This is a genomic window from Candidatus Avelusimicrobium alvi, from assembly GCF_958451995.1.
In the GTDB taxonomy this organism is placed as follows: Bacteria; Elusimicrobiota; Elusimicrobia; order Elusimicrobiales; family Elusimicrobiaceae; genus Avelusimicrobium; species Avelusimicrobium alvi.
Genome location: NZ_CAUDSG010000018.1, coordinates 1 through 23,494 on the forward strand (window position 1 = coordinate 1; position 23,494 = coordinate 23,494).

The window sequence follows — 23,494 nt, forward strand, 5'->3', positions numbered from 1 at the left end:
CCTGGCCAGGCCAGAGCTCCAGGGCCTGGAAGGCCTTGATTTGTTTTTTTTTTTTGATAAATTGGGGATATCAACTTATATAAATAGGGGGATATATCCCGTGCAGAAAAACCTCGGATTTACGCTTATAGAGCTGTTGGTAGTCGTTTTAATTATAGGTATTTTGGCGGCTGTCGCGCTGCCGCAGTATGAGGTAGCGGTGGAAAAAGCACGTCTGGCAAAAGTAATGCCGATGGTCAAATCACTCAAGGATTCGGCCGAAGTGTATTATATGGCAAACGGCGAATATAAAGACGAAGCCTCCACGCTGGCCATTGACGGCCTGCCGGGGTGCACGGAAAAAGCCGTCGGGCACGTGTCATGCCCGGATTCGTGGTTTAATATGCTGACGAACACGCCCGGCCTATACAATGTAGGCGGCTACTCCGGCAAAGAAGGCCAGGCGCGGCTGGGCTACCAGTTGGGACTGGATCATGGCCCGCACGCAGGAATGATATGGTGTCTGGCGGTGCAGAATGATGTGGTAGCCAACCGCGTGTGTAAAAGTATGGGCGGGACGGTATTTGGCAGCGGTTCGGAAGGCGGTATGAAAGGCGGCGCGGTAACGGTGTACCGGCTGAACCCATAAGCGTTTTCTTTAAATTAAAAACCCGCCGGAACGCGGGTTTTTAATTGTTATCTTACGCAGGCTTATTTAGTTTCACGTGCCATAAATACTCAATGTTCCCGTGCGTGCCTTTGATGGGGCTTTCCATTACTTCGCCCGATGCGCCGCCATATTTTTCTTTTAAATGTTCTTCAAAAAAATCCTGTACGCGCCGAATGGCGAGTTGGCGGTTTTCGTCGGTTTTGACGATTCCGTGCGGCACCTGCTTGGGCGTGAGTTCAAACTGCGGTTTAATTAAAAATACAATTTCCGCCTGCGGCGCCATTACTTTAAACAGCGGTTCCATAATCATCGTAAGCGAAATGAAAGACACGTCCACCGCCGCAAACTGCGGGGCCTCGTCAAATAAATCCGCCGTCATATAACGCGCGTTGGTTTCGGGTTTAAAATGAAAATTTTTATAGCGGCGCATCTCGTCGGCCAGCTGGCCTTTGCCCACGTCCACGCCGTACACGTCTTTGGCGCCGGCCTGAATCATACAGTCCGAAAATCCGCCCGTGGCTACGCCGATGTCCACGCATACTTTGTTTTGGATATCAATGTTCCAGGCTTTCAGCGCGCCGGCCAGTTTCAGCCCGCCGCGCGACACATAGGGGCAGGATTTTTCTTTAAGCGCAATCACGTCTTCGGGCAGGACGGTGCGGTCGGCGCGGGTGTCGGGCTCGCCGTTTACCAGCACTTCCCCCGCCATAATAGAAGCCTGCGCGCGGTTGCGGCTTTGGAAGAAGCCTTTTTCCACCAGCGCCATATCCAGGCGCAGTTTTTTATTCGCCATCCGTTTCCTCGGCCAGTTCCGTGTCAAACGGCTGGGTGATGAGTTCCGCGCCTTTCTTTTTCAGTTCTTCCACTTTAAATTTTACCGTTTCCAGCTTTTGCGACAACTCTTTTGATAGCGCCACCCCTTCCTCAAACAGTTTGACGGACGCGTCCAAATCGGTCTGTTCTTCTTCCAGCTTGGCGACGATTTCTTCCAAGCGCGAAAGTTGTTTTTCAAAATTAAACTTGCTTGCCATAATGCCTCACTTTACTTCGGAATGTATCATACCGTCCTGCACCTGGATGTAAACGGTTTGGCCCGGCTGCGTCTGCCCCACGCGGCTGATGACGGAGCCGTCCGCACTGCGGGTAATGCTGTAGCCGCGCTTTAAAACGGCCTGCGGCCCCAGGGCCGAAAGCTGGTTTTTGGCCAGCGAAAAACGGTGCGTAAACGACGCCAGTTTGTCTTTCCACGCCGCATCCAGCGCGGCGGTTAAATCGTCCAGTTCCTGCTCTTTGGCCTGCGTCAGCGTTTCGGGGTGCGTAAGCACGCGGCTGTTTGCGGCCAAATCAAAGCGTCGTTTGGCGCGTTCGTAAAACAGGCTGACCGATTGCAGCAACCTCTTTTGGAGCTGGGCGATATACTCCTGCGTATTCTGCGAGTTTTGCACCACCAGTTCCGCCGCGGCGGAGGGGGTGGGGGCGCGCAAATCGGCCACAAAATCGGCGATGGTAAAATCCACCTCGTGCCCCACGCAGGAAATAACCGGGATGTTGCTTTTAAAAATGGCGCGCGCGACAATTTCTTCGTTAAACGCCCACAAATCTTCTATGCTTCCGCCACCGCGGCCGACGAGCAGTACGTCCACCGCTGGTTTAAAACGGTTTAAATCTTCTATCGCCTGCGCGATTTGCGGCGCGGCCTCGTCCCCCTGCACCAGCACCGGCGCCACGATTACTTCCAAATGCGGACTGCGGCGTTTTAAGACGGATAAAATATCGCGCACGGCCGCGCCGGTGGGGGAAGTTACCACGCCGATGCGCTGGGGATAGGCCGGGATTTCTTTTTTATGTTCGGGGGCGAACAGGCCTTCGGCTTCCAGTTTCTTTTTGAGTTTTTCAAATTCCAAAAACAAATTGCCCTTGGCCAGCGCTTCCGCCGTTTTGACGACGATTTGATACCGCCCCTGCTTAGCATAGCAGGACAGGCTGCCCCACACGCGCACCTGCACCCCTTCTTGGAGTTCAAACGCGTATTTGCGCGCGTCCCATTTAAACATCACGGCGGAAAGCAGGGCCTCGCGGTCTTTTAAATCAAAATACACGTGCCCGCTGGAGGCCTCGCGCAGATTGCTCACTTCGCCTTCCACAAACACGTCGCGGAATACCCCTTCCATCATTTGTTTGACGGCGAGTGTAATGGCGGTAACGGTAAAAACCTGGCCTCTAAACGGCGCTTCGGGCTCCATTTATTCTCCTTTGATTTTTTTCAGGCGTTCAACCAGCGCGGCTTCTTTGCCCAGCGTGCCGGGTTCAAAAAAACGGACGGGGGAAGGCATATAAAGCTGTTTGACGTAGTGGTTTGGAAATTCGTGCGCGTATTTGTAGCCGCGGTTTTTCCCGCCGGAGCGCAGGTGGTCCGGCACCGGGCGGTATTTGCCTTCGCGCACTTCCTGCAGGGCCGCGTTTACGGCGTTATAGGCGGAATTGCTTTTGGGGCAGCAGGCTACGTAAATGGCGGCGTGGGCGAGAGGGATGCGCACTTCGGGCATCCCCAGCACTTCGGCGGCGTTGAAAGCGGCCTGGGCAATCATCAGGGCGGCGGGTTCGGCAAGGCCTACGTCTTCGCTGGCGCAGATTAAAATGCGCCGGGCGATAAAGCGCGGGTCTTCCCCGCTTTCCAGCATACGGGCCAGCCAGTAGACGGCGGCGTCCGGGTCCGAGCCGCGCATAGATTTAATGAAAGCGGAAATGATGTCGTAATGTTCGTCGCCTTTTTTGTCGTAATTTAAATGCCGCCGCTGGATGCACTCTTTGGCGGTATCCAGGTCAATATGTTTTAAATTGTCTTTGCCCGGCTTGGTGGTAACGAACGCCAGTTCCGCGGCGTTTAGCATTTTGCGGCTGTCTCCGTTGGCCTGGGTGATGAAGTATTCCGCGGCGTCTTCGTCAATTCGGGCTTTTTCTTTTTCGGCGGCGCGGGTTAAAATTTTAAGCAGGTCCGCGTCTGCCAGCGCTTTAAATTCAAATACGGAAAAGCGCGACAGAAGCGCGGTGTTGATGTAGAAATACGGGTTTTCGGTCGTAATGCCGATGAGGATTATGTCGCCTTTTTCCACGGACGGCAGAAGTACGTCCTGCTGGGTTTTGTTAAAGTGGTGGATTTCATCCAAAATCACCAGGGTGCGTTTTTGGTCAAATGTCGGGGTGCGTGCGCGGTCGCGCGCTTCGGCCAGCACTTTTTTGATGTCCGCCACGCCGGCGGCGGCCGCGTTGAGCTCCACGGTGTACGCCTGCGTGCGCGACGCGATATACCGCGCCGTGGCGGTTTTGCCGCAGCCCGGCGGGCCGAAGAAGACGGCGGATTTAATCATATCCGCTTCCAATAAACGCCGCAGCATTTTGCCCGGCCCCAGCAAATGCGGCTGTCCGGCAAAATCTTCCAGTTTTTTCGGCGCCTGGCGCGCGGCCAGCGGGATGGCGGTTTGTTCTTCGTCCAGTTCCATAAAATTTATTTGTGCGGCGCATCCAGGGCGGATTTAAGTTTTAAAATCAGGTCGTCCACGCGGGATTCTTCTTCCTGCCGCTTGCCGCCTTCGTTTTGGGTTTGCAGGTACGCCCGCGCGGCAAAGTGCAGGGCGGCCATCAGGGCTTGTTTCAGCGTGTCAATTTCCCCCTCTTCCTGGAGTTTTTGCATATATTTTTCTACGGAAGCGGCCAAATCGGCCAGTTCCACCATCCCCAGGCCCGAGGATTCTATATCCAGAGCAATGCGCTTTATTTCCACTTGTACAATGTCTTTTGGCATATAAAGTATTGTAACTTTTTTCCCTCTTTTTTTGTGGGAACAAAAAGAAGCCAAAGAGTCTTCTTACTTTTTGCATCGGCAAAAAGTAACAAAAAACTCGCTGCCCGGGCTGAGGGGCGAATTACGGCAAACAGCCGGGCGAACGCGGAAAAAGGGGGGGAAAAACCGTTCAAAACGGGGAATTTTCCCTATACAGCCGCCTAAAATACTATAATAAGATATATGACTATCACCGAATTTAAATCCGCCTGCTTAGCTATTGAGCAGGAATATAAGACCAAAATCGGCCAAGCCGCCGATTTGGCCGCCGTGGAAGAATTGCGCGTGGCCGCCCTGGGGCGCAAAGGCGCGCTTACCGAACTTTTAAAAGGCCTGAAAGATTTTTCCATTGAAGAAAAGAAAGAAGCCGGCCCGCTGGGCAATGCGTTAAAAGCGTCTCTTACTGCGGCGCTGGACGAAAAAACCGAGTTTTTTGCCGCCAAAGAAATCAACGACGAGCTCAACAAAACCGATTTGGATTTAACCCTCCCCGGCTATCCCGTGGCCAAAGGCCACCGCCATCCGCTTTCCGTGGCGCAGGACCGTATGACGTCTATTCTCTCCCGCCTGGGCTTTGAGTGGGCCGAAGGTCCGTGGGTGGAAGATGAAAAACACAATTTTGATTTGCTCAACATCCCGCTCCACCACCCGGCGCGCGACGCGCAGGATACGTTTTTTGTGGACGGCAAAATGCCGCTTGTACTGCGCACGCATACGTCCAATGTGCAAAGCCGGTATATGGAAAAACACAAACCGCCGCTGCGCATTATGGCCCCCGGCCGCGTATTTAGAAACGACAGCCTGGACGCCACCCACAGCCCCGTGTTCCATCAAATTGAAGGGCTGTATGTGGATAAACACGTCAGCCTGGCCGACCTCAAGAGCGATTTGTCCGCCTTTATGAAAGGCTTATTCGGCAACAAGGCCGAAATCCGCTTCCGCCCGTCGTTCTTCCCGTTCACGGAACCCAGCGTGGAAGTGGACGTAAAATGCGTATTCTGCCAGGGCAAAGGCTGTAATGTATGCAAGGGCAGCGGCTGGATTGAAATGCTGGGCGCCGGCGTGGTGCACCCCAACGTGCTTCGCAACTGCGGCATTGACCCCGAAGAATACAGCGGCTACGCGTTCGGCATGGGCGTGGAACGCCTGGCGATGATGATGCTGAACATCAAAGACATCCGCACGTTTTACGAAAACGATTTGCGCGTACTCAAACAATTCTAAGGATTTTGACAAATGAAGATACTTTATTCCTGGCTGAAAGATTTTATTGACATTGACCTGACTCCCGAAGAGCTGGTTAAAAAGCTGACCGATCTGGGCATTGAAGTCGCCTCCGTGGAAACCACGGGCGCGGACTTTGAAGGCGTAAACGTGGCCCAAATCGTTAAGATTGAAGACCACCCCAATTCCGACCACCTGCATTTGGTAACGCTGGACCTGGGCGGCGGCAAAACGCAGCGCGTGGTGTGCGGCGCGCCGAATGTGGCCGTGGGGCAGAAAGTGCCGCTGGCGCGCGTAGGGGCGCGGCTGGGCAAAGAAGTGCTAAAGCCCGCCGTCATCCGCGGCGTGGAATCGGAGGGAATGATTTGCTCGTCCGACGAGCTGGGCCTGACGCAAACCCGCGCACGGGGCATTATGGTGCTGGATGACAGCCTGGAACTCGGCACGGACGTCTCCGCGCTTTACGGCAAGCCGGATTCTTTGTTTGATTTGGAAATTACGTCCAACCGGCCGGATTTGCTGTCCCACCTGGGCGTGGCGCGCGAATTGGGCGCGCTGTTAAACAAGCCCGTCAAACTGCCGGAAGTAAAAGAAATCAAAGGCGAAGGGAAATCTTTGGAGATTGAGATTCAAAACCCGGAAGGCTGCCCGCGTTACACGGGCCGGATTATCCGCGGCGTGAAAAACGCCGAATCGCCGGAGTGGATGAAACAGCGTCTGGCCGCCATGGGTCTGAACCCGAAAAACGCGCTGGTGGACGTAACCAACTATGTGATGTTTGAGCTGGGCAACCCGCTTCACGCGTTTGATTTGCGCGAAGTGGAAGGCGATAAAATCATCGTGCGCAACGCCGAAGAAGGCGAAAAATTCACCGTGCTGGGCGGCCGGGAGCTGACGTTAAACAACGCCTGCCTGATGATTGCGGACGGGAAAAAAGCCACCGCGCTGGCCGGCATTATGGGCGGGCTGAACAGCGGGATTAAAGAAGACACGCAGGATATTTTTATTGAAGTGGCGTATTTTAACCCGCCGACCGTGAACAAGACGGTCAAAAAATTTGCGATTTCGTCCGATTCGTCCCAGCGTTTTGAACGCGGCACGGATATTGAGGGCGTTACCCTGGCCATGCGCCGCGCAACCGATTTGTTCACGCAAATCTGCGGCGGCACCGCCTCGGAAGTAAACGACGTTTATCCCGTGAAATACGAAAACCCGGCGGTTGCGTTCACCCCGGCGGAAATTAATTCCATTCTGGGGGCGGACATCCCGGAAGAACGCTTAAAAGAAATTTTCTCGCGCCTGGCCGCCGAGTTCCATGCGGACGGCGACAAATGGACGTTTAAAGCGCCCGCGCACCGCCGCGATTTAAACCACAAGTGGGACCTGGCCGAAGAAGCCGCGCGTTTTGCCGGCTATGATATGATTCCCGTCAGCGAAACCAAGGCCAGCCTGTCGTTTGCCGATAATCCGAAAGGCATTGACATCGGCAAACAGTTCGCCGGCGCGTTAATCGGCGCGGGGTTCTGCGAATGCAAAAACATTGATTTTTTGGGCGAGAAAGAATTAAAAACGTTTGGTTTTGACCCCAAGTTCTGCATCAAAATTAAAAATGCGCTGGCGCAGGGATGGGATTATCTGCGCCCGACGCTGCTGCCCTCTTTGCTTAAAAACGTGGAAAGCAATTTGCGTTTCGGCAACAGCAACCTGGCGCTGTTTGAAACGACCAAAACGTTCCAGTCCGTGAAGGGCTTCCCGGTGGAAGGGTATGCCGTGTCCGGCGTGCTGAGCGGCACGCTGGAGCAGGAAAAATTCTTCGGCGCGCCGGAACGCCCGGTGGATTTTTACTGGTTAAAAGGGCTGATGCAGGCGCTCCTGGGCGGAGTGGAAGGCGTGTCGTTCGTGCCGTCCAAAACGGCCCCGGTGTATATGCATCCCAAAATTTGCATGGACATTGTGCTCGGCGGCAAAGTAATCGGTTTGTTCGGCAAACTGCATCCGCTTACGCTCAAAGCCTCGGGCATTAAAACGCAGGACGTGTGGGCGTTTGAATTTGCTACCAAACTGATTGAAAAAGCTTTCTCCGCGCAGGATTTTAAACCCGCCAAAGACGTAGCGGTCCTTCCGCCGTCTTTGCGCGATTTGTCCGTCGTGGTGGACGCGGGCGTTTCGTACGCGGCTGTTGTCAGCGCGCTGGAAAAGACGCCGCTTGACGTGAATCTGGCGTATCACTTAATTGACCTGTACCAGGGCGAACACCTGGAAGCGGGCAAAAAGAGCGTTACGTTTTCGCTGGCGTTCTCCAACCCGGAGCGGACGCTGAAGGATAAGGAAACGGACGAAGCGTTCAACCGTATTGTGGAACAGCTGCGCGCGCAGGTGGGGGCCGAGCTGAGATAATATGCAGGAAAAACTTAAACAGCTGGAACTTTTGGTGTCGCAGACGCTGGCCCGGCAGAAGGATTTGCAGGGCGAGAACGCCGCGCTGAAGGCGCGCGTGCGCGCGCTGGAAGACGGCGTGGAAAAGCTGAAAGAAACCGAAAGCGAACTGCGCGCGTTTAAAGAATGGAAAAAGAACGCGCAGACCGTTTTAAAACGGCTGGCCGCCAAGCTGGATAAGGAAATCGCCAAAGTAAAAGAGGACGAGAAAAAAATCGTTTGATTGTTTGGCGGATATTTTATGATGAAACGGGACCTTGTTAAAAGGTCCCGTTTTTTGCGGATAATGTGTTGTGTGTAAAGCTTATGCGGCGGGCGCCATGGCGGCTTTCACTTCGGGGCCCATAGCGGAGGGCATACCCGCCTGGTTTACGCACACCAGCGTGGTTTTGCCTTTGGTGCACAGCCGGCCGTTTTGGTTGGTGATGATGTTTTCAAACACGATTTTAATGTCCGACACCTCAAGCACTTTGGTGGATACGTCAATCACGTCCGCGTAGCGTACGGGATATTTGTATTCCACTTCCTGCCGGGCCACCACAAAATATAAACCGCGCGCCATCAGCGCCGGCACCGAGAAGCCTTTTTCGGCCATATAAAGCGTGCGGGCTTCTTCAAAAAATTTTAAATAGTTGGCGTAATACACCACGTTGCCGCAGTCCGTATCGTGGTAAAAAATGGTTTTTTTCATATTATTCTCCGATGATTTTAATTAAAATCCGCTTGTTGCGCTGTCCGTCAAATTCGCCGTAAAAAATGGTTTCCCACGGGCCAAAATCCAGCCGTCCCTTGGTTACGGCTACCACCACTTCGCGCCCGAGAAGCGTGCGTTTTAAGTGAGCGTCGCCGTTGTCCTCCCCGGTCAGGTTATGCTGGTATTTGTCCGCGCCGTACGGGGCGAGCTGTTCGGTCCAGCGCAGAAAATCGGCGTGCAGGCCGCGTTCGTTGTCGTTGATAAACACGCTGGACGTAATATGCATGGAGTTCACCAGGCACAGCCCTTCCTGTATGCCGCTTTTTTCCAGCGCTTCTTCCACCTGCGGCGTAATGTTGACGATTTGATAGCGTTTGTCCGTGCAAACGGTTAGATATTGCGTATAAGATTTCATATAATTAAATTATACTTGATATAGGGGACTGAAAAAACCGTCCGATTTGTTACAATAAGCGTATGAAGAAAGAAGAACTGATGAAGCTTTTGCGTAATCCCGCCAAATACCGCAAGACCAAGCAGGCCGCGCGTAAAGAAGCCGCACCCGAGGCCGCGGCCCAGGCGGCCAAAAAAACGCAGGATATGCTCCTGACCGCGGTGGGGATTTCCGTCGTGGCGCTGGTGCTGGTTACGCTGGTGGTGATTCTTTCCGCCAAAAAACGCGCGGACAATTTAACCGCCGCCCTGGACCCGGAACAGGTAAAAGGCCTGGCGGTGGCGGAAGCCGAATTTAACCCCAATACGGGCGTAACGTACGTGCAGGTGCAGGAAGGGCAGGACCGCAACGTGGCGGTGAGCAACCTGGGTTCCACGCTGCCTATTATCAGCCGGTTTAACTACAAGGCGTTTACGCCTAAAAATTATGAAATTATCGGCGCGGCCCCGTGGGCGCTGACGACCAACTTCGCCTCCAACCTGACCGACCCGGATTTGATGCGCTATCTGCTTTCCAACGATACGATGATTCAGGCTTTTTTAAACCGCAACGACGTGGCCCCCCTGCTGGAGGACCCGCAGCTGCTGCTGGCGTTTAGCGAAGACAAAAACGCGATGGAAGAATTTTTTGAAAGCGATACGATTAAAAGCGTGCTGGCCGATGAAAAAATGGTGCGCAGTGTGGCGGGCAGCCGGTTTATGAGTTATTTGCTCATCAGCAAAGCCGTCAAGTACTTCCGGGACCGTCCGCAGGAAGCCGCGCGCATTATTGCGGCCAACCCGTATTTAAAAGAGCTTCAGCAAAATCCCCACGTGCGCGTGGCGGTGCTGGAAAACCCGTACCTTAAAAAAATCGCGCCGGTGCTGCTGGCCGGCTCCGCCGAGTCTGCCGCCCAGCCCGCACAGGCAAAACCTGCGGCGGCGCGTTCCGCCAAGGCTGTTAAAAAATAGCTTGAACGCTGCGGTGTAAATTTGTTATAATTTTAGTGTTGAAGGTAAACAAAGATTTTGCGGGCGTGGTTCAATGGTAGAACGCGACCTTGCCAAGGTTGAGACGAGAGTTCGATTCTCTTCGCCCGCTCCATTTAGAAAGACCCGGAACAAATGTTCCGGGTCTTTTCTTTTGTAAAACCGCCTTTGTAACGGGAACCTCCGGAGGGTGGTGTCTTTTTCCGCGCGCCCGGCCCGGCAGGGCCTAAAAAGGCCTAGGTCCAAATTCCCTTAAAAATGGGTCCAAAGACCCTCGTAAATAATGCCTTAAAAAGGGATACTTAAGTAAGAGGTAATTATGAAAAACATTCTTTTTATTTTATTTGTCTGCTTACTGGTTACGGCGGTTCACGCCGAGCCGGACTTTGCCGCGCGTCAGGAACGCCGCCAGCAAATGGTGCACGAATACTTGACCCGCGCCCTGTCCGCGCAGGACCTGAACAAGGAAAACGAATTTGGCGACACGCCCGTTTTCACCGCCGCGCAGAACGGCGACGTCAACGCGATTTTGAGATTTGAAAAACAGGCCCCTTCGGGCGCGTTTGTGCTCAGAACCGGCAAAAACGGCAACAATGTTTTCCACGTGGCGCGCAACGCGCAGACTTTCCAGGCCCTGGCCCGCGTGGTGCGTCATTTTTATCCAAGCGATTACAAAATTAAAATCCGCCAGATGATGAACCAGCGCAACAATCAGGGCGAAACCCCGGTGCATGCGCAAATCAGCTACGGCCGCGCGGACACGTTTGCCGTCGCCTTTCCGTACACGGATTTGTATGACAAAATGATGAACGTGAAATTCAAATTAAACAAAGGCGGGCTGGTGGCCGAAGTGGCCAAAACCGAAGCCGCCGCCGTGGCCGAAATGAGCAAAGACGCCAGCGGCCGCACCATCGCCCAGGCCGCGCGGGACAATGCTTCCGCCCCGGGGATGGAAAAAGTCATCGCGTTCTTTCACGAAAACGCCTCTTATTTATAATTTATTCCCCTGTCCTTCTCATACCCCCACACCTCCGGCACCCCCCCGGAGGTGTTCCATTTATAAAGCAAAAACCCGGACAGGGCCTCTGTCCGGGTTTGTTGCGTAACGGCCAGCTTAGCTGAAGAACTTAATGGAGTTGGGCAGAATGACGTCTTCCATCACCCCGAGGGCAAACGAGTCCGTCATCCCGGCGATGTAGTCGGCGATGACGGTGTCTATTTGGGACGGATCTTCGCGGTAGACGTTTTTCATGGATTTCATATAATTGGCGAATCCGCGCGCGGTTTGTTTGCCTTCTTGGGCGTAGGCGTCGTAATCAAAACCGTAACGTTTAAAAATCACGCGGAAGTAGTCAAACAAATCGCGGATACATTTATCAATGGTTTCTTTGCGCTGGCGCATTTGCTCGTTGTGGTAAATGCGTTCGTAATTAAAGGTGCGCAGTTCGGAAATCAGGCCGAATTTATCGTCCGAAAAACCGATGCAGTCGCGGTCCTTGGAGTGGTTAATCAGGTCCAGCGTGAGCGTGTTGATGATTTCGCCGTTGGACGTGCCGATTTCTTCGCGCACGTGCCGGGGGATATCCGCCGTGGTGATAAGGTCCGCCTTGATGGCGTCTTCAATATCGCGCCCCAGGTAGGCGATTTTGTCCGACAGGCGCACAATGCATCCTTCGTATGTGGAAGGCATTTGGTTGCGCCCGGTGATTTGTTCCAAATCGTTTGGTTTGTTTGCGGGACGGAGCCGGTTGTTGGCAAAGTCTTCCCCGCAGTGGCAGATGATGCCGTCTTTCACGGCAAACGTCAGGTTTAATCCTTCGCCGTAGTTGGCCAGGTGCTCCACCACGCGGTAGCTGTTGAGTTCATGCAAAAAGCGGTGGGGGCGCAGGCACGCGTCAATCGCGCGCTCCCCTTCGTGGCCGAACGGCGCGTGGCCGATGTCGTGCCCGAGGCCGATGGCGTAGGCCATATCCTCGCTGAGTTCCCAGTTCCCGCTTTTATTCAGGCCCCGGCAGATGGTGGCCGCGATGGTGGCCACGTGCAGTACGTGTTCTATGCGGGTGCAGATATGGTCGTTATTGGGTGCAAAAAACACCTGCGTTTTGTGTTTTAAACGCCGAAACGGCAGGGAATGGATGATTTTCGTTTGGTCGCGGAAGTATTCGTCGCGCAAATCGGGCGTGTGCGGATGGGTGCGGCGCAAATAGATTTCGTCCTTAAACGGATTTTTTATCATAAAATTATGATACCATAATATAGAAGGCCCCCGCACGGGCCGCAGGAGCAGAAATGACCGATATTCCCGCCGTTTATGCAGGAAGTTTTGACCCCGTAACCAACGGACATATGGACGTAGCCCGCCGCGCGCGCGACGTGTTTGGCTCGGTTGTCGTGTTGCTGATTGGCAACGGATGCAAGCGGCCGCTGTTTGACGAAGCGGAACGGCTGGCCCTCTTGCAGGAAGCGTTTAAAGGGGAACGGGGAATTCGGGTGGAGCACGCCCGGGGCCTGCTGACCGATTATTTGAAAGCCAATAACCTGCGCGTGTTGGTGCGCGGTCTGCGCGGCGCGCCGGATTTGGAACATGAACTGTTAAACGCGCATTACAATAAACTTTTCTATTCGCAGGCGGAGACGGTATTCCTGCCGGCGCGGGCCGAATACGGGTTTTTAAGTTCGTCGGCGGTGCGCGAAGCGGTGCGTTACGGGGCGGATGTGTCCCCGCTGGTGCCTGCCTGCGTGGCGCGGGCGTTAAAAGCCAAACTGTCCGATTGACATTTTTATAAAAACACTCTTCCCGGCGGCCCATTAAGCCCCGGGCTTTTTTATGCCCCGACGGCATATAATGTAAAAGGCCTAGTGTTAAAATGGGCCTTTTATCCGGTTGCCCGGTCCCGCCAAGTTTACTAAAATATATATGGAGACGGATAAAAGGAGCCTTTGAATGTACTGCGCCAGAATGCAAAAATTTGCGTGCCAGTGCTTGCCCCAGCGGTTAAAACCGCAGACGGCGGGGTACACGGCCGTTTTCCTTAATTCCGCCTCTCTTGTCCCTTCCCTTTTCCTTCAAGTTTTCAGAAATATCCAAGCCGTTTCCTATTCCATTTATCTGCAGTGTCAATCAGTCCCATTTTCATATAGGGCCAAAAACCGAATTCATCTAGGTCTTTTGGCCCTATTTTTTTACCGTGGCATTTTGAATAATTTAATAGAGGAGAAATTATGAAAACATTACTGTCGCTGTTATTAAGCGTAAGTATTTTGGTCAGCAGCGTTACCCCGTCGCTGGCGCAGCTCATCCCTGCGGGCCGCCAAGTGGTTAAGGGTGTGGTGCAAAGCGGCGCCGAAGCCGCCGCCGGCCGCACCGGCAAACAACTGCTGGAAGGAGCGGTTAAACAGGGTATTTCCGCCAGCCCGTCCGTCGCTGCCGCCACCCGTTTCTCCTCTTCCGCGTCTTCCGTGCCGCTGGTTTCCGGTGTTCCCGCGGTTTCCTCCGTTGCTTCTTCCGATTTACGCCTGGCGGTGGACCGCACCATCCAGCAGCAGCTGGCCCTGACCGGCAACGATATCCGCGCTTTAGTCAAAGCCGGCGAGGTGGAAGGCCTGGCCGCCCGTATTTTAACCCATTCCAATCCCGCTTTCCGCGCGGGGCTTTTGCGCAACGAATTTGTAACGCTTTCCTTAAAAGGCGGCGCCACGGCGGACCAAATCGCCCAAGCCGTTAAATTCTACCGCGGCGATATCGTCGCCGCTTCTGATGCTTTTGCCCGGCTGCCCGAGGGGGGTCTGGCTTCCGTCCTGCGCGTACTGGCCGATAAAAACCATTCCGCCTATTCCGCCGTTTTGCAGTGCCACGGCGCATTGGCCGATGCGGGGGCCCTGGGTCTGTTAGGCTCCAAAGCCGACGCCGCCGCGCTTCTCCAGTTTTACAAACAAGCTTCCCAAAGCGTTTTTAAAGACTCCGCCGCCGTCATCGCGGCGCGCGGCTTGCTGCGCCAGGGCGCTTATAAAGAACTTTCCGCGCTGGCCGCGCTGGCCAAACCCGAAGGCGCGTTCTGGACGGAGCTTTCGGCCTTTGCCAAAGAGCAGGGCCTGCCCGTTGAAATCAGCGCGCTGCCCGCGGCTCAGCCGGCGCAAGTTCCCGCCGAATTATCCGGATTTCTGAAATCGGGCTGCCCGCCCAACGGTTTAAACGCCGACGTTTCCCGCCAGGCCACCGAAGCGTGGCTGGCCCTGGGGTCCGTTAAACCCGCCGTCCGCCCGGCGGCTCAGCCCGTACGGGAGTCCGTTCCCGCGCTGTCCGTAGAACTGCCGGAAGTAACGCTGGCGGGCGCCGACTTGTCCCTTTCCCCGATGTCCGTCCCTGCCGGGACGGGCGCCGAACCCGCGGCGGAAACGGCCGCCGCTCCGGCCGCGCAAACGCAGCTGCAGCAAAAAACGGTACAATTTTTCGCCAAGAACACGCCCGCCGCTTCTTCTTCCGCGTCCGGTATGCTCTACAGCGGGCTGCCCATCCCGGAAATGGGCAAAATGTTCAAAAAAGCGGCTTCCTGGATACGCAACCGCTTCCGCCGGCCGGAACCCGTCGCCCCGTACGAAGAGCCCGGCCTGCATGATGACACCCAAATCCGCGCAGTATATAAAAACCTGCGTTCGCCCGAAGTGCCCGCGTCGGCCGATGAAGTCATCAGCGGCAACGAATTCGGCCCGGTGCCGGTGTCCGAAACCGGGTTCAAGCTGACTTTGGTGGACCAGAGCGGCGTGGAACGCATTTTACCGGTCAATTTGGAAATCAGCAACCGCTTCCGCGTGAAAGGCTACAACCGTATTGCGTTTGCGGTTACGCCCGAATTTAAAAACGGCTACATCGCCGAACTGCGCAACCAGGAACAGGAGCCGCTGCGGATGTCCCACTTCTATATGCGCCTGCAGTCCAACCAGGTGGGCGCGCTGGCCGATTTAATCAGCGCGGCGGGGCTTAGCAAGTTCAGCTTGAAACTGGAAAGCACGCCGGACGTGGCGTATAAAACAATGACCCTGCCGGTATATGATCTTGCCACCTCCGAAAAGCTGCCGCTGGAAGTGGACGTGCCGGTTAAAAGTTTTTCGCCGGATACGCGCCTTGTGATTATGGAAAACGGCGGCTTCGGCATGTTGACCCCCGGCAGCCGGGAGCCGGTCGCCCTGTCCAATTTTTACGTACGCCTGCCGAAGAACCAAATCGGCAATTTTGTGGAAATTTTGAGCTGCAGTCCGACGGTTTTTAACGTCTCCGTCCACCCCACGCAAAACCGCGCGGATTTGATTATACGCGACGCGTCGCTGACCAACGTCAGCCTGGGCAAAACGATGGGGCCGGTGGTCAACAACGCGCTGGACATGAACGTCAACACCGCCAACAGCATGATGTTCACCATCAACTATATTCTGCCCGGCCTGGCTTCGCTTTTAACGCCGGTGCTTAAAAAATACGGCGAAAAGAAACTGATGGTGCTCTCGTTGGCGATGTCCACCGCCGCCGGTGCGCTTGCCAGCGCGGGCGGCTTCTACGGGTTTGTGGAAGGACTGACGCTGGGTCCCGTTTCCAAGGGTATGTTCATCGCGGCCTTGTTCCTGATGAGCGGCTCCAGCATTTTAAAACAGCTGGTTTCCAATATGCTTATCCGCGCCAACCGCGGCGAAGCTATTTTAGACGCGGCGAAAGAAGCCGTTAAAAAATCGGAAACCGAATTCACCGCCGTTGAAAAACAGGGCTTTGAGCGCATGGGCAGACGCCTGCACGAATTTTTTACCAAAAAATCGGATGTAAGCCTGAAAGACGTGGTGCTCTACAACCTCAGCTTTGTATATAAGAACGTCGGCACGCTGGCCTTTTTGGCCTCCCCGTATCTGATTAACCGCGGCATCCGCTGGGTTACGGGAGTGGATTTGGGGCTGGACTACTCCATCAGCTTCCCGATTTACGCCGTCTACAGCGGCACGGTGGCGTGGAAAGTGTGGCGCGCCAAACTGCGCGACGCATATTCCGCCAAAAATCTGATCCAAAGCCAGCAAATGCTGCAAAACACGCTGGACGCCGGCGTGCGTGTGCTGGCCGGGGCGGAGGGGAAGGTTTCCCATACGCTGGTGGACGATGTGGCGCGCGGGTTTAAAGATTCGCTGGACGCCCTGGTGTTTGCGGATATGAAGCTGGATCCGTCTAAAAAGAAATCCGTTTTGTACGACAAGGCCAAAGCTTCCCTGCTGGCGGATTTGCAGTCCCAATTAATCAGCCGGTATCAGGTGCCGGCGGAACGCGCCCAAGATTTAACCGACCAGGTGCGCGCCTCGCTTTCGGTGCAGGAAAATACGCTGGGCAATATGTTCAAAATGCTCAAAGCGCCGGGCGTAACGGCCCTGGCAAGCGCCATGACGCTGGCCACCGTGCACGAGTTCGTCATTTCCAGCGCTTTCTCCACCACCATGAAAGAGTTGATTAAAGAAGGCGAATTTGCGAACTTCCTGGTGGCCTGCTCGCTGTACGTGCCGCTGATTATGGGCCGCCTGGGCGGCAACGTCATCAGCCGCCGCATCAGCGCGGATACGATGTATATCCTCTGCTCCGGCCTGTCCGCTCTGGGAACGGGTATTATGGCCACCGCGGGCGGGAGCGTGGCGCAGATGATTTCCGGCGCGGCCATAGCCAGCTTTGGCGTAGGCAACTTCTTTACCCAAATGTACGATTATATTATGAACCGCTACCCCAAACAGAACCGCGAACTTTCTTCCATCCTGGCGCTGACGATGGCCCTGGGCGGTATCGGCGCGATTCCGGCGGGGTATCTGGCCTCCGTAACGGGCTTTGACCCGGCGTCCCTGGTGTATGCGGGCGGCGCGCTGGCCGCCAGCTTAATCCTGACGCCGGCCATGATGGCCAAGTCCACGCTGGTGCAGGGCGTAAAATACGAAAGCAAACGGTTATGGGCCGGCGTTAAAAAGCTTTTTAAACGCGGCAACAATAACCATCCGGGCAATTTGGATGACGCCGCATCCGCCCAATAAAATACGTTTTGTTTGATAAAGACCCCGGCGATGTTTCCCCGGGGTCTTTTTTATCCGCCGCTGTTGTCGTAAACCCGGCGTGTTCCGGCCGGAAATTTTCAGGGGAACAAGCCAAGGGTAACAAAAAACCGGGCGCATCTTTACGGTGCGCCCGGTTTGGTTTACAGAGGGTTTTATTCCATAAAATGCTGCCGTCCGCTGACGATGGACTCCGCGCGCATTAAAGACGCGTCTATGTTTTTGCAGATGTGGTCCTCGCCTATTTTATGCACGAATCCGTATTTTTCAAGCGTCTTAAATACGTGTTTTTGCACGTGCGACAAAATCAGCTGTACGCCGTCTTTCTGGCAGCGCGCGTAAATACGCTCCAGCGCGTGGAAGCCCGTGGCGTCAATGGCGGGCACGCTGCGCATACGCAGGATAAGCACTTTGCAGTCTTTATGGTTTTCCAGGCTGTCTAAAAACTTATTGGCCGCGCCGAAAAAGAACGGTCCGTTGATTTCGTACACGCTTACGTGCCGGGCGATGATTTTGCTGTCTATATCGTCTTTGCGGCGCACTTCGTCAAAAATATCATCGTCGGTATTTTTGATTTGGTAGACGTCGGCCATACGCTTCATAAACAGCACCGCCGCCAGCACGAGGCCGAACTCAATCGCCACCACCAGGTCTTCCACCACGGTTAGGGTGAAGGTGGTAAGCAGGACGGCGATGTCGCTGGCCGGCGCTTTAAAAAGCGCGGTAAACGAACGCCAGTCGCTCATGCGGTAGGCGACTAAAAACAAAATGGCGGCGAGCGACGTCATCGGAATAAGGCCGATATATTTCATCAGGCACACCATCATAATCAGCAGAAAGACGGAATGCGCCATCCCGGCAACCGGGGTGCGTCCGCCGTTTTCTATATTGGTGGCGGTGCGCGCTATCGCGCCGGTGGCGGGCAGCCCGCCGAACAGCGCGGAAGCCACATTGGCCGCGCCGGTGGCCACCAGCTCCATGTTGGAGCGGTGTTTTTTGCCGATCATACCGTCGGCCACCACGGCGGAAAGCAGGCTTTCAATACCCGCCAGGAACGCGATGGTAAACGCGGGCGGGAGGAGCTTGCGCACCGTTTCAAAGCTGATTTCCCCGGGCATATGCGGCATAACCAGCGTGCCGTCCACCTGCCCGAAGGTGGAGGTGATGGTGGCCACGTCCAGCCGGGCGAATTTGACGAGCAGCGTGGTGATGATTAACGCCGCCAAAGACCCCGGAAACGCGCGCCATTTTTTAGGCCAGAAAATAATAATAGCCAGCGTTAAAAGGCCGACGGCCAGCGTCTGCGGGTTAAAGGCGGCCAGGTGGTGGAGGTACACGTCCCACTTGGCGAAGAAATCGCTGGGGATATTTTGCAGGCCCAGGCCGAAAAAATCGTTCATCTGGGTGGAAAACAGCACGACGGCAATCCCGCTGGTAAAGCCGGTGGTGACGGGGTAGGGGATAAATTTAATAAACGCGCCGAATTTCAAGAGGCCCATCAGCATTAAAAACACGCCGGCCATCAGCGTGGCGGTCAGCAGTCCGGCCAGGCCGAACTCCTGTATAATGCCGTAGACGATGACGACAAACGCCCCCGTCGGTCCGCCGATTTGCACCCGGCTCCCGCCCAAAAGCGAAATAATAAATCCGGCCACCACGGCGGTAATCAAGCCCTTTTCGGGGGTTACGCCGGAGGCGATGGCGAGCGCGATGGACAGCGGCAGCGCCACGCAGGCCACCACCAGGCCCGCGCTTAAATCTTTGGCAATCCGTTTGGAAGTAAATTCCTCGGGGCGGTTTTGTAGAAGCGTCAGCAGTTTAGGTCTTAGAATCATTTTTATTGGTTAAACAGTTTACGGAGCAGTTTGTCGTAATGCGGCTGGGGGATTTGCATGCCCGGCGTGCTGTTGCGCCCGCCTTGGGGGCCGTGATAGTCCGACCCGGCGGTGGCCAGCAGCCCGTATTTGCGCGTGATGGCCAGCAGGTCCTGCTTCATAGTAAAAGTATGGGCGGGGTAGAAAACTTCCACGCCGTCCAGCCCGGCTTCGGTCCAGGCTGGAAAGTTCCAGTGTTCGGCCACAATGCCCGGATGCGCGATGACGGCTATGCCGCCCGCGCGCTTGATGTGCCGGATGGCTTCAATGGCGGTTACCCCGGCGGAAGGTACATAGCCCGGCTGGCCGGGCACGAGGTAACGCCGGAAGCCTTCCTGGCGGCTGGAAACGATTTTTTTGGCTTTTAACGCGTCGGCCACGTGGGCGCGCGAAACGGTGTTGGGCGCGCGGGAAAAAACATCCTCGTCCGTAATGTCCACGCCGGCCTGGGCCAGCTGGCGGATGATTTGGCGGATGCGTTCCCGGCGGTTCTGGCGGTTTTGGGCCAAAAAATTCTGGAAGGCTTTGTCGTTCAGGTTCAGGTTATATCCGGTAAAATGCAGGTGGTCGTGCTCCCGGGTGCTGATTTCCACCCCGGGCGTGAATAAAATGCGGTGTTCCCGGCACACGGCTTCGGCGCGGCGCACGCCGTCGGTGGTGTCGTGGTCCGTCAGCGCGTACACGCCGGCGCCGCTTTTTAATGCGGCATGAACCACTTCCTCCGGCGAGCAGGTGCCGTCCGAAAAGTCGGAATGGGTGTGCAGGTCAACCTTGGGCATTTTATACGCGTTCAACCGCGGTTACGCCGGGGACCAGTTCTTTGATTTTCTTTTCCACCACGGCCTGTAAGGTCATCTGCGCGTGCGGGCAGCCGCCGCAGCGGCCGCGCAGGCCCACGGTAACGATGCCGGTTTTTTCGTCCACGCCGATGAGTTCAATGTCGCCGCCGTCGGACTGAAGGATGGGGCGGATGTCGTTAATAACAGCTTGCACTTGTTCTTTCATAATCGTTCTCCAAAAGGTGTAAAGTTACTTTATTATAGCTTTTTTGGCGGGGCGGCGCGCGCGGCCGGGGGCAAGAAAAACTTGCAAAGTCCCGGGGAGTATTGCTATACTTTTTGGGTAGACTTTTATGCACTTACATACAGGAGACGAAGGTATATGAAAAAATTAGCCGCTTTACTCACGCTTATGCTGTTTGTCAGCGCGCCCGTTTTTGCCCAGAAATATGCCAGCGTAAACGCCAAAAGAGCCAATATCCGCGCGTGCGCCGGTACGAAATGCGCCATTAAATGGTACGCCTGGAGATACACCCCGGTCATCATGGTAAAAACCAATGAAGACAAGAGCTGGGTGCTCGTGAAAGATTTTGAAGGTTTCAACGGCTGGATCTCGGCCGACTTGTTAAGCCCCGCCGGCGGAATGTCCGCCAAGGTGGATTTAAACGTGCGCAAATCCCCTTCCGCCAGCGCCGACATTGTCTGCACCGTGGAAAAGGGCTACCCGTTTAAATACCTGGCCAAAAAAGGCAACTGGATTCAGGTGGTAGACGATCCGGCCAACGCCAAAGACGGCCAGTGCAAAGGCTGGGTGTACAACGCCAACCTGTGGGGCTTCTTTAAACAATAAGCTTTGCCGGACAAAAGGGAGGCTCTGCCGCGGCGGAGTCTCCCTTTTTTGCCCCTTGGGCTTGAAAAAAAGCAAGGGGCGCCTATACTGTAAATAAGGCTGTGGGGTCCGCTTGCCAAAAGCGGATGGAAAAGGGTACAATATAAATATGAAAAAGATTTTAGCCGCTGCCGCGGTTGCCAGCATGGCGCTGTGTGTGTTCTGCCTGGCCCGCACCGTCAGCGAAGGACGTTTTAACATCTCGGGTACGGTAAACGTGCCGGAGCGTTTGGCGCGTATGGCCGAAGCGGACAATAATTCCTGCGCCATCATCGTCAAGAACGAGGCGGACGTGCCGGTGGCCATCAAACGCGTGGTGAACCCGAAGTTCCCGCTTGAATTTTCCATGGGCGAGGCCGACTTGCTGGCCGCCAGCCTGGACGGAGCCTTAAAGCTGGAAGTGCAAATCAACAGCCACGGCCAGCTGGGCGTGGTGAAACAGGGCGATATTTTCGGCTCGGCGGACGGACTGATTAAACCGAACGATAAAAACATCATCGTACAGGCGGATAAAACGCTGGGCCGCGTGCAGCTGGCGCGCAACGTGAAAGGCAACTTCTTCCGCACCGCCGCCCGCTAAAAGCAACTCCTTTTACATATACCCGGAACAGGATTTCTGTTCCGGGTTTTTTGTATGTTGTGAAAGCCCCCGCCTACGCCGGGGAATGTTTTTGCGGCGCAAAAAACCCCGGGCGGGAACCGGCGGCCCGGGGCGGCGGATAACGGGGGTAAGGGTATCCGCCTGGTGAAATTTATTTGGCGGCGGTTTTTTTCCGGCGCAGGCGGCGCGGCTTGCGGGCGGAAAAATTTTCGCCCAGTACGTGCAAAATAACGCGGTGCAGGCGTACGTCCTGCAGTAAAAAATCGGCTTTTACGTGATAATAAGGGTGTGCAAAACGCAGGCGCGGCAGGAGCTGCTCCAGCGCGTGGTAGTGGGCGTCGGCTTGCGCGAGCAGGGCAAAAATATCCTCGTTTTGGGGCATAGTTTTCCTCGCCGCCCGCGCGCTGCCGTACGAAAATAAAAAGGGCGGACTTCTGATAGGTGGAGCCAACCATTCTAAAAGAAGCCGCCCCTCCGCGCCGCAGCGCGGAAAGCAAACGGACCTCTTTTAGCGGTTGCCGGAAGTCCGTCTGAAAGCAAAAGGGCGGACTTCTAATAGGGGTGAGAGCCGCCTAAAAGAAGCCGCCCCTTCCGCGCCCGAAGGCGCGGAAGAACGCGGACTTTCTGCCTCTAGCTCTCACCAGTGTTTCAGCCGAAACCAAAACCCACGGGTGTTCTACACACCATAGAGGCAAAAATCCTTAAATCTGACAAAATTTAGTATAGCACTTTGCCGGAACTTTTCGCAAGGAATACGCCTCCTGACCTCAAGGAATACGCCGCCCGCCTTGCCTGCCCGGCAGATTTTACGGTACTTGGCAACCTTGTTTAATAGGGTGGCTCCATTAGTTGGATGTACCCGCCTGGATACGGGAGGGGCGGACCCTCCGGGCCGGCTCCTGCCAGACGGGTGCATACCCCCTTTGTTGTTCCCATCTAACTGATAGCACCGTTTCCAGCTTTAACCCTGGTTGAGGCCAGGTTGCCTGCCCCCGGCACTCTGCGAGCGGCTTATCGGGGCTCGCTTTACGGTACTTGGCGACATTGTTTAATAGTGTGGCTCTATTAGTCGGATGATACCGTCAAGATAAGGGAGGGGCGGACCCTGCAGGCGGCATACCCTTTTTGTTGTTCCCATCTAACTGATAGCACCATTTCCAGCTTTAACCCTGGTTGAGGCCAGCACCCCAAGGCCTGGAAGGCCTTGACTAGAGGCGTTATAAATAGCAAAATAAAAGAAAGAGTTTTAGGGGGAGCCTATGAGACGGAGTCTTTTCATCTTAGCCACACTGGCCATGTCGTCTGCCCTGTACGCGCAGGCGGACGCCGGGCATTATAACCGCGAAAAAGTGCTGGACATCTTTTCGCAGTACAATCCCGCCGTGTTGGAAAACGCACGGCAAAACGCGGATTACAACGCGGTGCTGGAAGGCCTGTTGGCCTCCTACAACGCTCCGGAAACGGAAGAGAACCGCTACGAACTCATCGCTCTTGCGCGCAATTTTGACAATTCCATCCGCTTAAAAGCCCTGGCGGTGAATTACGAAGAAGCGGTGCTGCTCTCGCAGATGAGCGGGCTGGACCTCTCTTCGGCCGTCCTGCATTTCCGCCGGGAGCTTACGCCGGTTTTCCAGAACATCTGGGCGGTCACCGTCCAGCTGCGCGAATACCAGATTGACGAATACGAAGCCCAGCTCAAAGAACTGCGCAAAAACAAAACCCTTTCCAAAGAAGCCCGCCAAGCGCGCGAAGCCGTGCTGAAGGAAAAAATAAAAGCCCTCAAAACGGAAATCAAATCGCTTAAAAAAGACGCGGGCGCGCAAATCCTCTCCGCCGTGGACGTTTACGTGGCGGAGACGGACCGGAGCATCGCCGAAAAGCTGGAAGCGGAACGCGCGCGTATGCAAGAGGCTTCTTCCAAACAAGTCAGCCAGACGAAAAACCTGCAAGTAAAAACCAAAAATAAAAAACCGGTTGCCAAATAATGTTCCCGCTCCGCGTCCTGCGGAGCCGCCCCGCCGCGCCT

At 55.1% G+C, this 23,494-nt stretch carries 23 protein-coding genes and 1 tRNA gene; 12 read left to right on the forward strand and 12 right to left on the reverse strand.

Going from position 1 to position 23,494, the window contains the following annotated elements:
- The first annotated feature begins 100 nt into the window (after window positions 1-100).
- On the forward strand, window positions 101-628 hold the full coding sequence (locus tag ACQY36_RS04670) for a type IV pilin protein (protein WP_428078049.1): 528 nt from the start codon (window positions 101-103) through the stop codon (window positions 626-628).
- Between the two features lie 52 nt (window positions 629-680).
- Here ACQY36_RS04670 and ACQY36_RS04675 read toward each other — a convergent pair whose 3' ends face one another.
- The 5 genes from ACQY36_RS04675 to ACQY36_RS04695 are packed head-to-tail and all read right to left on the reverse strand — an operon-like array spanning window position 681 to window position 4,451.
- Complete coding sequence (locus tag ACQY36_RS04675; RefSeq protein WP_428078051.1) at window positions 681-1,442, reverse strand: TlyA family RNA methyltransferase; 762 nt, start codon at window positions 1,440-1,442, stop codon at window positions 681-683.
- The gene (gene xseB / locus ACQY36_RS04680; protein ID WP_428071539.1) at window positions 1,432-1,680 is read right to left on the reverse strand and encodes an exodeoxyribonuclease VII small subunit; all 249 of its coding nucleotides are present in this window, start codon (window positions 1,678-1,680) and stop codon (window positions 1,432-1,434) included. The genes ACQY36_RS04675 and xseB overlap by 11 nt, the downstream gene beginning before the upstream one ends.
- A gap of 6 nt (window positions 1,681-1,686) precedes the next feature.
- Window positions 1,687-2,892: an exodeoxyribonuclease VII large subunit gene (gene xseA / locus ACQY36_RS04685; RefSeq protein WP_428078053.1), complete on the reverse strand. Its 1,206-nt coding sequence runs from the start codon at window positions 2,890-2,892 to the stop codon at window positions 1,687-1,689.
- Window positions 2,893-4,149 (reverse strand): replication-associated recombination protein A, encoded by a 1,257-nt coding sequence (locus ACQY36_RS04690; protein ID WP_428078055.1) that lies wholly within the window; start codon window positions 4,147-4,149, stop codon window positions 2,893-2,895.
- A gap of 5 nt (window positions 4,150-4,154) precedes the next feature.
- Complete coding sequence (locus tag ACQY36_RS04695) at window positions 4,155-4,451, reverse strand: hypothetical protein (RefSeq protein ID WP_428078057.1); 297 nt, start codon at window positions 4,449-4,451, stop codon at window positions 4,155-4,157.
- A 222-nt stretch (window positions 4,452-4,673) separates the two neighbouring features.
- On the opposite strand from ACQY36_RS04695, the gene pheS reads away from it, so the two are divergent.
- Genes pheS through ACQY36_RS04710 form a run of 3 tightly spaced genes read left to right on the forward strand, consistent with a single transcriptional unit; the run spans window position 4,674 to window position 8,373 of the window.
- Window positions 4,674-5,714, forward strand: a complete 1,041-nt coding sequence (gene pheS / locus ACQY36_RS04700; RefSeq protein ID WP_428078059.1) for a phenylalanine--tRNA ligase subunit alpha — start codon at window positions 4,674-4,676, stop codon at window positions 5,712-5,714.
- 12 nt (window positions 5,715-5,726) lie between these two features.
- Window positions 5,727-8,111, forward strand: a complete 2,385-nt coding sequence (gene pheT / locus ACQY36_RS04705; RefSeq protein WP_428078061.1) for a phenylalanine--tRNA ligase subunit beta — start codon at window positions 5,727-5,729, stop codon at window positions 8,109-8,111.
- 1 nt (window position 8,112) lies between these two features.
- Window positions 8,113-8,373 (forward strand): hypothetical protein, encoded by a 261-nt coding sequence (locus ACQY36_RS04710; protein WP_428057220.1) that lies wholly within the window; start codon window positions 8,113-8,115, stop codon window positions 8,371-8,373.
- A gap of 81 nt (window positions 8,374-8,454) precedes the next feature.
- On the opposite strand, the gene ACQY36_RS04715 is transcribed toward ACQY36_RS04710, so the two are convergent.
- Together ACQY36_RS04715 and ACQY36_RS04720 are read right to left on the reverse strand one after the other, a co-directional pair.
- The gene (locus tag ACQY36_RS04715) at window positions 8,455-8,841 is read right to left on the reverse strand and encodes an acyl-CoA thioesterase (protein ID WP_428057222.1); all 387 of its coding nucleotides are present in this window, start codon (window positions 8,839-8,841) and stop codon (window positions 8,455-8,457) included.
- Between the two features lies 1 nt (window position 8,842).
- Window positions 8,843-9,259 (reverse strand): secondary thiamine-phosphate synthase enzyme YjbQ, encoded by a 417-nt coding sequence (locus ACQY36_RS04720; RefSeq protein WP_428078063.1) that lies wholly within the window; start codon window positions 9,257-9,259, stop codon window positions 8,843-8,845.
- 62 nt (window positions 9,260-9,321) lie between these two features.
- On the opposite strand from ACQY36_RS04720, the gene ACQY36_RS04725 reads away from it, so the two are divergent.
- The 3 genes from ACQY36_RS04725 (at window position 9,322) to ACQY36_RS04735 (ending at window position 11,263) form a co-directional block, all read left to right on the forward strand.
- Window positions 9,322-10,248, forward strand: coding sequence for a hypothetical protein (locus ACQY36_RS04725; RefSeq protein WP_428078065.1), 927 nt, complete (start codon window positions 9,322-9,324; stop codon window positions 10,246-10,248).
- A 59-nt stretch (window positions 10,249-10,307) separates the two neighbouring features.
- Window positions 10,308-10,381: transfer RNA gene (locus ACQY36_RS04730), tRNA-Gly, on the forward strand.
- A 204-nt stretch (window positions 10,382-10,585) separates the two neighbouring features.
- Window positions 10,586-11,263, forward strand: a complete 678-nt coding sequence (locus ACQY36_RS04735) for a hypothetical protein (RefSeq protein ID WP_428071550.1) — start codon at window positions 10,586-10,588, stop codon at window positions 11,261-11,263.
- A 117-nt stretch (window positions 11,264-11,380) separates the two neighbouring features.
- Here ACQY36_RS04735 and ACQY36_RS04740 read toward each other — a convergent pair whose 3' ends face one another.
- Window positions 11,381-12,502 (reverse strand): deoxyguanosinetriphosphate triphosphohydrolase family protein, encoded by a 1,122-nt coding sequence (locus tag ACQY36_RS04740; protein WP_428057230.1) that lies wholly within the window; start codon window positions 12,500-12,502, stop codon window positions 11,381-11,383.
- A gap of 53 nt (window positions 12,503-12,555) precedes the next feature.
- On the opposite strand from ACQY36_RS04740, the gene coaD reads away from it, so the two are divergent.
- Together coaD and ACQY36_RS04750 are read left to right on the forward strand one after the other, a co-directional pair.
- Complete coding sequence (gene coaD / locus ACQY36_RS04745; protein ID WP_428071551.1) at window positions 12,556-13,041, forward strand: pantetheine-phosphate adenylyltransferase; 486 nt, start codon at window positions 12,556-12,558, stop codon at window positions 13,039-13,041.
- Between the two features lie 447 nt (window positions 13,042-13,488).
- Complete coding sequence (locus tag ACQY36_RS04750) at window positions 13,489-17,307, forward strand: hypothetical protein (RefSeq protein WP_428078067.1); 3,819 nt, start codon at window positions 13,489-13,491, stop codon at window positions 17,305-17,307.
- A 173-nt stretch (window positions 17,308-17,480) separates the two neighbouring features.
- Here ACQY36_RS04750 and ACQY36_RS04755 read toward each other — a convergent pair whose 3' ends face one another.
- Genes ACQY36_RS04755 through ACQY36_RS04765 form a run of 3 tightly spaced genes read right to left on the reverse strand, consistent with a single transcriptional unit; the run spans window position 17,481 to window position 20,204 of the window.
- Entirely contained in the window at window positions 17,481-19,160 is a 1,680-nt protein-coding gene (locus ACQY36_RS04755; RefSeq protein WP_428078069.1) for a SulP family inorganic anion transporter, read from the reverse strand.
- Window positions 19,161-19,162: 2 nt separating this feature from the next.
- A complete protein-coding gene (locus ACQY36_RS04760) occupies window positions 19,163-19,978 on the reverse strand; it encodes a PHP domain-containing protein (protein WP_428078071.1) in 816 nt (271 codons plus the stop codon).
- A 1-nt stretch (window position 19,979) separates the two neighbouring features.
- On the reverse strand, window positions 19,980-20,204 hold the full coding sequence (locus tag ACQY36_RS04765; RefSeq protein WP_428057240.1) for a NifU family protein: 225 nt from the start codon (window positions 20,202-20,204) through the stop codon (window positions 19,980-19,982).
- Window positions 20,205-20,360: 156 nt separating this feature from the next.
- Here ACQY36_RS04765 and ACQY36_RS04770 point away from each other — a divergent pair, with 156 nt between their 5' ends.
- Together ACQY36_RS04770 and ACQY36_RS04775 are read left to right on the forward strand one after the other, a co-directional pair.
- Window positions 20,361-20,828: an SH3 domain-containing protein gene (locus ACQY36_RS04770; RefSeq protein WP_428057242.1), complete on the forward strand. Its 468-nt coding sequence runs from the start codon at window positions 20,361-20,363 to the stop codon at window positions 20,826-20,828.
- Between the two features lie 148 nt (window positions 20,829-20,976).
- Complete coding sequence (locus ACQY36_RS04775) at window positions 20,977-21,447, forward strand: hypothetical protein (protein WP_428057244.1); 471 nt, start codon at window positions 20,977-20,979, stop codon at window positions 21,445-21,447.
- A gap of 172 nt (window positions 21,448-21,619) precedes the next feature.
- On the opposite strand, the gene ACQY36_RS04780 is transcribed toward ACQY36_RS04775, so the two are convergent.
- Window positions 21,620-21,850, reverse strand: a complete 231-nt coding sequence (locus tag ACQY36_RS04780; protein WP_428057246.1) for a hypothetical protein — start codon at window positions 21,848-21,850, stop codon at window positions 21,620-21,622.
- Between the two features lie 877 nt (window positions 21,851-22,727).
- Here ACQY36_RS04780 and ACQY36_RS04785 point away from each other — a divergent pair.
- On the forward strand, window positions 22,728-23,453 hold the full coding sequence (locus ACQY36_RS04785) for a hypothetical protein (protein ID WP_428078074.1): 726 nt from the start codon (window positions 22,728-22,730) through the stop codon (window positions 23,451-23,453).
- Window positions 23,454-23,494 lie beyond the last annotated feature (41 nt).